At 61.8% G+C, this 12,339-nt stretch carries 8 protein-coding genes; all 8 read right to left on the reverse strand.

All coding sequences use genetic code 11. The annotated features are described in order from the left end of the window. Positions 1–15: 15 nt before the first annotated feature. Positions 16–1,311 (reverse strand): MFS transporter, encoded by a 1,296-nt coding sequence (locus tag GO592_RS35565; protein WP_007299590.1) that lies wholly within the window; start codon positions 1,309–1,311, stop codon positions 16–18. A 172-nt stretch (positions 1,312–1,483) separates the two neighbouring features. Continuing rightward, positions 1,484–3,805: a CaiB/BaiF CoA-transferase family protein gene (locus tag GO592_RS35570; protein WP_007299589.1), complete on the reverse strand. Its 2,322-nt coding sequence runs from the start codon at positions 3,803–3,805 to the stop codon at positions 1,484–1,486. 42 nt (positions 3,806–3,847) lie between these two features. Further along, positions 3,848–4,990, reverse strand: coding sequence for an LLM class flavin-dependent oxidoreductase (locus GO592_RS35575; protein ID WP_007299588.1), 1,143 nt, complete (start codon positions 4,988–4,990; stop codon positions 3,848–3,850). Positions 4,991–5,173: 183 nt separating this feature from the next. Next, complete coding sequence (locus GO592_RS35580) at positions 5,174–5,950, reverse strand: SDR family NAD(P)-dependent oxidoreductase (RefSeq protein WP_007299587.1); 777 nt, start codon at positions 5,948–5,950, stop codon at positions 5,174–5,176. After that, positions 5,947–7,902, reverse strand: a complete 1,956-nt coding sequence (locus GO592_RS35585) for an acyclic terpene utilization AtuA family protein (RefSeq protein WP_237737275.1) — start codon at positions 7,900–7,902, stop codon at positions 5,947–5,949. The genes GO592_RS35580 and GO592_RS35585 overlap by 4 nt, the downstream gene beginning before the upstream one ends. 813 nt (positions 7,903–8,715) lie before the next feature. Beyond that, a complete protein-coding gene (locus GO592_RS35590; protein ID WP_007299585.1) occupies positions 8,716–10,014 on the reverse strand; it encodes a bifunctional 3,4-dihydroxy-2-butanone-4-phosphate synthase/GTP cyclohydrolase II in 1,299 nt (432 codons plus the stop codon). Between the two features lie 437 nt (positions 10,015–10,451). Then, positions 10,452–11,297 (reverse strand): SDR family NAD(P)-dependent oxidoreductase, encoded by an 846-nt coding sequence (locus GO592_RS35595; RefSeq protein ID WP_007299584.1) that lies wholly within the window; start codon positions 11,295–11,297, stop codon positions 10,452–10,454. Between the two features lie 81 nt (positions 11,298–11,378). Further along, positions 11,379–12,332: an LLM class flavin-dependent oxidoreductase gene (locus GO592_RS35600; protein WP_157234309.1), complete on the reverse strand. Its 954-nt coding sequence runs from the start codon at positions 12,330–12,332 to the stop codon at positions 11,379–11,381. Between the last annotated feature and the right edge of the window lie 7 nt (positions 12,333–12,339).

The raw sequence follows: 12,339 nt of genomic DNA on the forward strand, positions 1-12,339 counted from the left end.
CCAGGTAGGTTGCCACTACGCTCGATTCTCCAGTGCGGCCGATGGAGTTGCGCGTCGTGCAGTTGCCCAGTAGAGGGCCATCAACAGCGCAGCCACCGCAAAGAGCGCAGAACCGACATAGCTGGCAACAGCGTAGCTACCCGTAGAGTCTCGAAGTGTTCCAAAGACGTACGGACCACTGAGTCCACCGACCGCATTGACTGCGTACACGGCGGAGAAAAGAGTACCGAAGTGCTTTCGACCGTGGTCCCGCAACATGAAGTAGGCAATGATATCTCCCTCGGCGCCTTGGCTCACCGAGACCGCCATGGCTGCAATGATGATCACGACAGGTACTAGCAGTGCGAAGTTGGCCAAGCCGATTGCGCCGACGGCTGAGATGAGGAAGATACCGATAGCCACCGGGTAGCGCGACACGATGTCGAGCAGCACGCCGGCCCCCAGGCGTCCGATGAGTACACCGACAGTGATCAACGTCGTGGCGGTTGTCGCCAACGCTACGCTGAAGCCGCCGTCGAGCATGATTGGCTGCATGTGTGCGAGGAATCCTTGTGTGGTCCCATATGCGAGCACCGAAGCGAGAGCAAAAATCCAGAAGCGGTATGACATGAGTATCTTACGTGGCGCGATGTCCTCTGCGGTGCTCGCATGCTCCGATACCCTGGCACCTTCGACGTGGTCTTCTGGCCGCGTCTTGAGGCCGATGAGGACCGCTGGCAGAGCGATGACGAGGATACATCCTGCGAGAAGCAGATATCCGGCCTTCCAGCTGAAGGTATAGATCACAAAGGCGACCAGCGGTACTGCGATGAGAGGCATCGCCGCGCCCCCCGCCCCGACCAGGCCGAAGGCCTTACCCGCGCCCTTTTCGAACCAGCTTGCCACCGCTCGGTTGATGGGGACGATGTAACCGACCGCACCAAAGATTCCCATGAGAACCGCTAGCGTGTAAAAGGTCGCGAGATTGAGCGGGGTGAACGCGAAGACGACCAATACGACTGTGTAAGCTGCCAATCCGGATGCTACGACGCGCCGAGCGCCGTACCGGTCCGCAAGTCGCCCGGCCACCGGACTGAACGCCGCGAAGATCGCGGTGAGTAGAGGCGAGATGAGTACCTGATTTCTACTCCAACCTGTGGCCTCGATGGTGGGGTTGATGAATACGCTCGCCGTAGTGAGGAGGAGAACCGGACCTGCGCCATAGGCGAGTGCGGCAGCGAGCACTACCGTCCAGCCGCGACGCCACTCCTCTCGTTCGGGAGGGTCATACTGTACCTCGTCAGTAGCGTGAGATGCGTTGGTCTGCGTCATTGCAATGATTCCTTGTCTGGGCAACGGGCCCTCCGCGAGTTCGCGGACGTTTACGCCCTTGAGATCGCGAACGGTAAACGCACACAGCCATGCGGAGTGCATGCGCTGATCGGAGAAAAGGTCGCGTGCACGACCTGTGTGTTGTGCGAGCTGCTGGCCGAATCGTTCATGGCTACTCGATTACGGCACGCTGTCGAAGCTCGGCGAGATCCGCCGCCCTGAGTGCGAGCACTTCCGCGAGAACGGCCTCCGTGTCCTCGCCGAGTTGGGGAGCGGCCCCGCCCGCAGTGAATCCGTGGCCATCAACCTTCCACGGAACAGTAACCACCATCTGCTCTCCCAGCCAACGATGGCTGGTGACAGTCCCTACACCCCGTTCACTCGCCCGCTCGCCGAAGAGCGCCTCTTCGTATCCAACGACGCGAGCGGCCGGGACCCCTTGGGCACGCATGACATTGGCAACTGCATCAGCATCACGATCGACCGTCCACTCCCGTACGAGTGCCGTGATGCTCGAACTGGAAGCCGTGTGTGGCGCATTCACGACCGCTCCGACAGCAGACAGTTCACGTTCTGTGCGAGCCGCAATCGAGACCCAATTGTCGGTTCCTGCACAGGCGAAGGTGCCATGCAGCGGTAGGCGCTGGTGTCTGTTCGCAGGTACCGGAACGTGTCCGTCCACCTGAGTCTGGATGATCGGTCCGGTCAAAACGCTGAGCAATGCCTCCACCTGCGATAGGTCGATGTAGCACCCCTGCCCGGTGCGTTGCCGTCCGACAAGCGCTGACAAGAGCGCGACCAGTGCATGGCCGGCGCCATTCGGGTCGCCAAGGGCAGGGTTGTACGTTCCGATCAGCCGATCGGAGTCGTATCCGACGAGGGAATCCAGGCCGGCCAAGCCGGACATCACCGGCGCGTATCCCCTGATCCCGCTCAGGGGTCCGGTCTGGCCAAGCATCGACATCGAGACCATCACGAGGCCAGGGTTTGTCTGTGACAGGGATTCATAGTCCAGTCCCCTGCGAGCCAGCACTCCCGGCCGCATGTTTTCCACCACCACGTCCGACTCCGCAGCAAGTCGGCCGATCAACGCCGCCCCCTCGGTTGAGCCCATGTCGATAGCGACGCTGCGCTTGGCACGATTGAGCTGATTGAAGTACGGCGTGACCTCGAGTTCCGGCCCCTCGACCGGGACCCCATTGCGAAGGGCCCGACCTCGCAATCTGGCTGGATCGGCGCGACTGCGGTGCTCCACCTTCACTACCTCTGCGCCGAGGTCACGCAGCGTGGCGGTCACCATGGGCCCGGACCACACCCAGGACAGGTCGAGGACGCGGAGTCCAGCTAATGGCTGCTTGGACGATTGGGCCTCGGCCGCAGGCCAACCTGACACTCGGGTCCGGTCTTTCTCAGAAGCCTCTGTCCGGTAGAGATGGTATGGCGATCCAGGCAGGACCATCTGGTTCGGTCCAGATTCGAAGAACCCTCGGTGAGCGAACTGCTCCTCGGAGAGAGACTCCGCGATGGTCAGCACCGGTGCGACCGGAAATCCGTACTGTCGACCGACGGCAAAGACCTCGTCGCGTGTGCGGGCGCTCGTCCATGCCGTGAGATGCTTGTCGGCCTCGTCCGCGTGCAACCGGGCCACGACTCGTGGATCGGTGAATTTGGCCGAGCGAGTCCACTCCGGGCGCCCCAATCCGTCGAGAAGCCCGTCGTACTCACGCTGGGTTCGGCACATAATCGACACCCAACCGTCTTGGCAAGGGAACATCGCCGCAGGATAGGAGCCTCCTGACAGCGTCGCGCGTGGACCGTCACGCCGCCATGGGCGATCGTAGGGAAGAAAGTTGGATCCGATCTGACCGACGTAGTACGAGAGCACATCTGCCGCGGTTACATCCCAGTGTTGGCCCACATCGTCTACCTCTCCCACCGAACGCAGGAGTGCCAGTGCGGCAGCCGCAGCCCCCTCTGTTCCGGTGAGGTAATCCGCGAGGTCGAACGGCAAGGATAGTGGTTCCGAATCGGGCGACCCGATACCCCACGCCAGACCTGATGCCGCTGTAGCGATGATCGGTGCAAACGGCACTGCTGCCGCGGTGTTGTCGAGCGTCTGACGTAGTCCGCCGAGATCGACGACCGGGGTCCTTGGTGGGCAGATCTCCTGCACCGCACGCGTGATCGCTGTGAACTTACCGTCGGCAGCGTCATCGTCGCGTGAATCCACGACGACGACGCTGCAACGTCGAGCTATCTCAGCGAGGTCGGCACTGTCGAACTCAACGGTCTGCTTGCCGCGATTGAGCGAATTGGCCACGATATCGTCGAGGGCCGCCGGCACGTCAAGCACCAATGGCGCCTCGACTCTGACCACTGTCGCACCGAGTAGGGACAGGAGTCGTCCACAGTAAGCACCGGCTGCGCGGGCCGAGACCTCTAGAACCACGAGGTCCGTGAGCGGCCCGGAATTGCTCCCGACACGCGATAGCATCGTCACCCTTTCTTTGGATCAGCGAACGGACACAACCGACTCTCAGCTGCGTTCGGCGCGCAGGCGGTTGTACCGCTCGGTGGCCTCCGCCTGTGAGCGCGCGGTCGTCTCGGCACCTTCCTTTCCGCTTGCCAGCACCCGATCGACGCTGGCTTTGAGCGGCTCGAGTTGCCCGTTCACCCGTGGCATGACCTCCTCCGCAAAGAGTTCGTAGCTGCGCAAGGTGTTGGGCCACCGGGCGTAGTCGGACCCCTGGAACAGGTACGTTCCGAAACCGCCGGACTTCTCCTGGAGGCGGGTCAACTGCTCAACTGCCATCTCCGGCGTTCCGACCACTCCACGTCCGGATTCGTTGATTTCCTTCACGAGGCCGTCAATTGAGTCAAAGTTCTTGAGCGCCGTCGGGGCAATGTGCGACAAGTATTCAAGAAGCCACGGCATCCCGTAGGCAACGTCCTTTTTCGCCTGCTCGAATGTCTCCGCAATGTACATCGGACCGTGCAGTCGCCAGTTGTCGCGGCTCGGGACATGTCCGCTGGCGGCGGACTCGGTCTCGACGATCTCCCAGTGCCCCGCAAGCCGCTCAAGCCCGACGGGGTCGGTGGCCGCCAGCGACAGCAGACTCGTTCCGTACTTACCTGCGAGTGAAGGCCCGGTCGCCGACACCGCACCCGTCACAGCGATCTCGAAGTTCGAGTACCGCGGCAGCTGAAGCACCGCATCCTGCAGTGTGAACCACTCGGTTTTCGCGGTGACCGTTTCGCCGGCGAAGAGACGCAGAATGACATCAAGCGCCTCCTCCATTCTGGCCCGTTGGGTTGAGGGCTCGATTCCGATCATCCTGGCGTCGTCGAGCAGTTGGCCCGGGCCGACGCCGAACATCATTCGGCCCCGCGTCATGTGATCGAGCTGAATGATCCGATCGGCCAGCACGAACGGCTGGTGATACGGCAGCGAAGACACTCCGGTGCCGAGTCGGATCCTCTCGGTGCACTGAGAGGCCGCCGCGATCATGAGCTCTGGCGAAGCGATCGTCTCGACGCCACCCGAATGGTGTTCGCCGTACCAGATCTCGTCGAACCCGAGCCGCTCGAGGTGGGATGCCAGCTCGAGGTCACGCTGCATCGCGAGATTCGGGTTTACACCGAACCGGTGGTATGGACCGAGGAACACGCCAAAGCGCATCCGGCGGGGCTCAGCATTCATTGCTGTTTCCTCCAGTAATTGGAATTTGTCTGAACTCGTGAAATGAAGGCGCCCGATACCGAGGCCTTGATGAACGGTAGCCACATAAGTCTACAAAATTGGCTCCAATCCTACAAGCAAAAATGACGCCTAGATCACAGAACGACTCATGCGGGGTCTAGGTCACTGAACGGGGGTGGAGTGTGTGAAGTATCCGGCCGTGAGGCCGCCGTCCACCGGCAACATGGTGCCGGTGACATATGCAGCAGCTTCAGACAGGAGAAATAGGGCGGCATTCGCCTGATCGCTCCCGGTGGACAACCTCGCCAGGGGTATCCGGCTGAGCATTGTGTCGCGAATGACGTCTTCGGAGATATTGCGGCGCAACAGCGGAGTGTCCACCGGGCCGGGCGCGATCCCATTCACTCGGACACCACGCCCACCCCACTCGATCGCGAGAGTCTTGACGATGCCCGTCACTCCGAACTTCGTGGACACGTAGTGTGCTCGTCCGTGGTGTCCGCCCAATGAATCCACTGAGCCAACCGCCACCATCGCACCCTTCCCGCGCGGCAACATTCTGCGGCCGGCCGCCTGCAGGGTCAGGAAGGTGCCGGTGAGATTGACATCCAGGACGTTAGCCCAGTTCGCTGGCGCCATTTCTTCAGCGGGCGCCGGCTGAGACAACCCTGCGCACGCGACGACCCCAGTGATCGGACCCATTTGGGCCTCGACCGAGTCGAATACCTCGTCAGTGGCGTCCGGATCACGAACGTCGAGCACGTAAGCGCAGGAGGTAGGCGAGAGCTGCTGTGCGGCCGCTCGGGCAGCATCAAGATTGCGGTCCAGGACCGCAACTGCCGCGCCCTGAACAGCAGCAGCTTGAGCGATCGCCCGACCGATACCAGACGCGGCCCCGGTCACGACTATCACTGAGCCGGCAAGACCGAAATCGATCATCGCATGACCTCCATTACGGACGATGCCCCGGAAAGATTCGGAACGAGTGCCACCGGAACGTCGACCCGTCGGCTTGCAAGGTATTCACCGAGGCCTTTCGCCTGCGGATCGATCCGGGTGCACGAGGACACACCCTTCTCCAAGTATCCGAACAGGACGAAGTTGAGGCCGTTGACGTTGGGGAACTCGAAACGCTCAACCTTGAGTTCAGCGGATTCGGGAATGAGTTCACGAAGCCGATCAACTGTCAGGTGTTCCGATAGCCATGAGTATGCGTCCGCGCTCCGGGCCCACACTCCGAGATTCGCAGTACCGCCCTTGTCCCCGGAACGCGTGCCGACGACCTCACCCAACGGCACCCGCACTGTTGCGGTCTCACCGTCGTTGACGGATGACGCTGACGCAATGGATGCGGCAGGCGCCGAGGCAGGTTCATCGACGGGCCACACCTGCCACGAAACGTCGATCTGCCGTTCGTCGCCGATTCGCACCCGCGTATCGACATGCTTCTTCCCGATCAAGCATGGCCACTGCACCCCGAAAAGTCGCTCCCGCTGAGGCGGCGTGGTCATATAGAACCCCGGGATGTTCGAGATGCCGAGTTGGACAATCCTGTCGGCGAAGCCTGCGCGACTGACCTTTGCTCGATTCTTGTCGCGAGCGGTGATCACAACCCACGCTGACACCTGCTCCTGGTCACCGTCCACCTCGGCAGCTGGTCCCACGACTGTCCAACGGAATGCCTCAAATGTCTCCGGCTTGCCGACCGCAGATTCCACTTCGCGACGCAACCAGGCGAGCTTCTCCGCTACGTGCATCCCGGTGAGCCCAACGGTGAGAGTGTTCCGGTACCCACCCTCGAAGGTCAGGGACAATTTGGTCGTGTCGTTCGGCGCCCTTCCACGCGTACCAGAGACGAGGACGCGGTCGACTCCATCCTGCTGGACCCGAACCGAGGTCAGATCCACGGTGACATCTGGGTTCAGATACTCCGTGCCACCGATCTCATAGAGCAGCTGCGCAGTCACCGTGTCGGTGTTCACAGTTCCCCCGGACCCAACTGGTTTGGTGATCACAGCGCTGGCATCCGCGCGGATCTCCGCGATGGGAAGACCGGGCAGGCCGAGGTCAGGAAACTCATGAAAGAGGGCGAACTGCCCCCCAGTGACCTGGGCGCAGCATTCGATGAGATGACCAGCGACAACCCCACCGGCCAGCATGTCGAAATCGTCGGGGCGCCACCCGAAATGCCAGGCCGATGGGCCCACAACCAGGGACGCGTCGGCCACTCGCGGGCATATCACGATGTCCGCGCCCGCCTCGAGTGCGGACACGATTGGCCACGCTCCGAGATACGCATTGGCTGTAAGTATCTCGGTGTCTTCGAGGGACAAGTCGTCACCGGTGTCAAAATTTCGGAGTGTGCCCTCGGGCCCGAGAATTGTCGAGAGATCTTCGCGAAGATCGTCACCTTCGATCCACGCCACCGACAGTTCGACACCGCGACGCGCGCATGCGTCACGAACTGCGGCCGCACAGGCCGCCGGGTCGAGGCCGCCGGCGTTGGTAACTACCTTGACCCCATCCTTGGCGATCTGCGGTAAGAACTGCTCGAGTTGCTCGACGAAGGCCGCTGCATATCCTGGTCCGCCGCGGAGTTGGTTCTTCCTCAGTACGAGCATGGTGAGTTCGGCTAGGTAGTCGCCGGTCAGGATATCGACCCCGGCATCGAGGAGTTCGCGCATGCCATCAGCGCGATCGCCGTGGTAGGCGACGAACTGTCCGACACGCAAGACGGAATTGGATACATTTTTGGCTCCCATATTGGAACTGTTGCATGTGAGACACCCCACCGTCAACCACCGAAAATGATTACGAAAGACGCCGTGCGACGACCACCGGAAATCGCCGGGTGTCCTCCCACGAATTGACCCGAAGACCGACTTCAGCACCGATCTCGGGTCCTCAATGACCACGGTCCCACTTCGCAACCGCCAGATCGCGATCAGTGTGCACGGCGTTGCAGGGCGGCGTCATGCTCGCCGAGCTGGTGGTCGCAACCAGCCCCAAACGCTGGTAGCGTCCGTGCGCCGCCATGGACGAGTCGGCCGAACTACCACCTGCGCCGGTCGTTCCCGGCGCCGAGTTCGCGAATACCGAGCGATGCGAGAAGCTCTTCGATTTGCCCCATATCGCCGTCAGCAATAATGGCAACGGTGCTGCGACCGCCAACGATGGGCGGGGACGAGCGCAGGGTGGACTACGCCGCCCCGTCAAGGGGGCCTCCAGCGCCCAGCGCGCTGTACGTCCGGCGCAGTACCTCCGCACTTCCTCCGCCACAGCGATTCGACTGGTCCCTCACCCTCAAGGGGCAGTCCGGAGCCGCCGGTGAACCGACTCAGCCGACGGCGACCTGGCGACGGCAAGCAATGGTCGATCCGATCGATCCGACCGCGGCAGTGCGCCCCGCGGCTCGGCTTCGCATTCGCGTCAGTCGGCCGGCTACGGCAATCCCTCAACGACGACGGAATGCCAAAGGTACGGGTTGCTCGCGAACGGCCCACCTGCGGTGGGGTGGTACGCGCCGAAGGATGGGGACGTGTGACGCACAGAACGGTGCGGGCCCATCCTATTCACCGAGAACCTGTTTGAGCTATGCCGTAATCAGGACGGGCACGTTGTACAGTTCGCACAACTCACAGGCCCGGACGAAAATTGACTCCCAGCAGGTTCACGATCTGGAGACTCCTTCCAGAGGGACTCGATTATTCCGCGACGGTCCGGCGGGAGTCAGCGTCGAAATCGAGAAGTGCGCCCAGCTGGTGACCCATTCGATCACGTTTGGTCCGCAGATACCGCAAGTTGTGTGGGGTGATGGCGCTGGGAAGCGCAACTCTGCCGACTATTTCGAGTCCGTAGCCCGCCAATCCACCGAACTTTGCGGGGTTGTTCGTGATCAGACGAAGGCGTCGCACGCCCAGGTCGCTAAGGATCTGTGCCCCGACCCCATAGCTTCGTGAGTCGACAGGAAGACCTTGCGCACTGTTTGCGTCGGCAGTGTCAAGGCCTTGTTCCTGCAGCGCATAGGCATGGATCTTGTTGGCGAGTCCGATGCCACGGCCCTCATGTCCGCGCAGGTACACCAGCACTCCACACCCTTCGTCGACGATCGTTCGAAGTGCCTGCTGCAACTGCGTCCCGCAGTCACATCGCAATGACCCCAGGACGTCGCCTGTCAGGCACTCGCTGTGCACGCGCACCAAGACGCCCTCCGGAGTGCGACTTACCTTACCGACGTCTCCGTATACAAGCGCTAGGTGCTCGGTCGATCCATCGAGCCGCGAACGGTACGCAACAGCCCTGAAGTCTCCGAAAGTTGTTGGCATTTGCGCACTCGCAACCGGGATAACTATGTTCTCGGCAGCTTGGCGGTAGCGGACCAGATCGGCAATCGCGACTACTGGCAGGCTGTGCTCTTTCGCGAAAGCTGTCAAAGCGACACCCCGCAGCATTTCTCCGCTTTCATCCACGAGCTCGCTGATTACACCAACCGGAGTCCGGCCGGCCAATCTCAACAGATCGACGGCCGCCTCGGTGTGACCTGCCCGAATCAGCACGCCGCCTTCACGTGCGCGTAAGGGGAACACATGGCCAGGGCGACGCAGCGCCCCTGGCAGGCAATCAGGGTCGGCCAGTGCTCGGACCGTGCGAGCGCGCGCTTGGGCGGAAACCCCCGTCCCGGATTCGATATGATCCACCGTGACGGTGAAGGCCGTGCCGTGCGCGTCCTGGTTGTCAGCAACCATAGGTGGAAGCCATAACCGATCTGCCCGGTCTTCGGGCATGGGCGTGCATACGATTCCGGTCGTATTCGCCACAATGAAGGCCATCTGATCTGCCGTTATCGAGTCCGCGGCCGCAACGAGATCACCCTCGTCCTCGCGGTCGGCATCGTCCACGACGACAATCAACCGCCCTGCAGCCAGGGCACCAACTGCACGTTGCACTGCCTCGGCAGGCGTCAACCGCGCGCCTGCATCCCCGACTTCGGTTCCGCCATCCATAACTGGCCTCCTTCGCAGTACATTCCTCACCCGTGTCGAGATCACGGGCGTCGATGTGACACTGAACTACTTCGGCTTGGTACTCGATTCGCGGAATCGCCACGATCCGCATCCGGGATCACATCAACGAAGGTGCCAGCTGATCTCGGCGAACCCGCCCCAGTTGGCGTACCGAACTGGACAACAACGCTGGTCTGACTAGTCAACTCCGAGTTGAATCGCCTTTCGCCTTCGACAACGGCGCCGTCGTTGATGTGCCGCAGGCGAGGAAAATCGGACTCTTCGGATTGATGGGGGCTTTCGCGGGCCAGCCTGTGAAGTTCTCCCTTTCGCGTCGACGCACCCCTTCAGGGCTAATACTGGTGCTGATACCGAAGCCGGGGATCGTTCTCCGCGAAGTACATTGCGATCACCTAGCAACTGGCGCACATCGTCGGTCATCCACTCCGTTGCGCCCAACTCTCGTCCGTTTTGCCTCTCACTGAAAGTTCGTCAGCGTGAAACGGCTGATGTGCAAGTAACCCGCCGTCGACAGCGATGGTCTGCGCGGTGATGTACCGGGATGCAGGGGACCCGAGGAAGCACACGAGCTCGGCGATGTCGGCCGGACTTCCCGCATACGGAAGCAACACGTGACGAAGCACCCGACTATAGCCGTCATCGGTTCCATCACCGTGGTTCAGCAACGCAGCGGATTGTGCCGTCTGGATGAGCCCTGGCCTCACAGCGTTGCATCGCACACCATGGCGACCATAGGCAGTGGCCACGTACCGAGTCAACGCCTCGACTCCGGCTTTGGAAGCGCCGTAAGCCGCGAGTTCGTTGGCTCCTCCGCCGGCACGGGTCGAGGACATGTTGATGATCGACCCGCCACCCTGTTCGATCATTTTCGGGACGACGTATTTGCAGCCGAGCAGCACACCCCGCAAGTTGATCTCGAAGATGCGATCCCATTGGACCGGATCTATGTCGGCCGCGGCCGTGTCACCAGCGTAGAGGTGGGTTGCCGCAGCATTGTTGTGCAGAATATCGATCCGGCCGTAGCACTCGAGAGCGTCGGCAACAACCGAGTTGAAGGACTCCGGTTCGCGCACGTCCAGATACTTGAAGTGCGCGCGACCACCCGCGGCACGGATTGCCTCAACCGTTCGTTCGCCAGCGTCTTGTGCGAGGTCCGCGACAACGACAGTCGCCCCTCGCGTTGCCAGCATTTCTGCCGTACGCGATCCGATTCCACCACCGGCGCCGGTGACAATCGCCACCAATCCGTCCACTCCGCTCATATGTCACCTTTCCAGTCCCTGACGATACATCATTGGCGCCAATATAGTCACCAAATGACGTCTTCTGTCACCGCCCACCCGTCACATATCCGGATCGGAGGGCTCACTCGCGACGTGCGTGGCGTCGACGATCGCACCGAACTGAGCACCAATATCTCCGCCTGCGAACCTCAAGATGACCTCACCCGCGCCCTGCCGGGCATAGGCAGCAATACGGTCAGCCACCTTTGCAGCCGTTCCGGCACAGCTGTCTTCGAGTTCGTTGACTACAGACCATGGTGCGCGGTAGTAGTGCTCGGACCATTGCCGCAGCTGCCCTTCTGCCCGTATCTCGTCGTCATGGACTGCAACGGTCAGATAGACAGCCGCATTTCGACCCGCACGAGTACCGGCCAGTTCATCTCGCCTGATGCCGTACTCCTGCGGCGACCGAACGATTGGCAACCACCCGTCGCCGAGACGTGCAGCCAGTTTCATACCTCGGGGACCGCGAACACCTAGCCAGATCGGCGGGCCTCCTGGCCTCACCGGCTTCGGAAACAGGTCGACATTGCGGAACTGCCATCGGCTGCCGTTCACGTCCACGGGCCCGTCGCTCGACCACAGAGCTCGGCATACCGTGATGATCTCCTCCAGCCTGTCGATACGATCAGATGACGAGATACCCAACGCGGCAAATTCTTTACGTGCCGGGCCATAACTCGGCCCTGGTCCCAGACCGAGGACGAGGCGCCCCTCAGCCAACGTGTCGACGGTGGCGGCAGCCCGCGCGAGCAACAGCGGATTCCACATCGGGGCCACCAGGACCGCGGTACCCACCGCAACGCGCGTCGTGCGAACGGCAAGCGCGGCGAGGACCGTCAACGGGTCGAAGCGAGGTCGGGCGAAGAGAGAGTCACCGACCCACACGGAATCGGCACCCAACCGCTCCATCTCGACACCCACACGGAGCACTTCAGCTATGTTCGACGTCTCCGAGCACTCGCGAACAGGCAGCAATACACCCAACCGCACAAGAGTCAACGGCCGACCCACCGGTGGA

It is taken from the genome of Rhodococcus sp. 21391, assembly GCF_016772255.1.
Lineage (GTDB): Bacteria > Actinomycetota > Actinomycetes > Mycobacteriales > Mycobacteriaceae > Rhodococcus_F > Rhodococcus_F opacus.

What these genes read in the sequence shown, in the direction of transcription:
- GO592_RS35565 (WP_007299590.1), bottom strand. Translation starts at nt 1,311, where the DNA reads ATGACGCAGACCAACGCATCTCACGCTACTGACGAGGTACAGTATGAC.
- GO592_RS35570 (WP_007299589.1), bottom strand. Translation starts at nt 3,805, where the DNA reads ATGCTATCGCGTGTCGGGAGCAATTCCGGGCCGCTCACGGACCTCGTG.
- GO592_RS35575 (WP_007299588.1), bottom strand. Translation starts at nt 4,990, where the DNA reads ATGCGCTTTGGCGTGTTCCTCGGTCCATACCACCGGTTCGGTGTAAAC.
- GO592_RS35580 (WP_007299587.1), bottom strand. Translation starts at nt 5,950, where the DNA reads ATGATCGATTTCGGTCTTGCCGGCTCAGTGATAGTCGTGACCGGGGCC.
- GO592_RS35590 (WP_007299585.1), bottom strand. Translation starts at nt 10,014, where the DNA reads ATGGATGGCGGAACCGAAGTCGGGGATGCAGGCGCGCGGTTGACGCCT.
- GO592_RS35595 (WP_007299584.1), bottom strand. Translation starts at nt 11,297, where the DNA reads ATGAGCGGAGTGGACGGATTGGTGGCGATTGTCACCGGCGCCGGTGGT.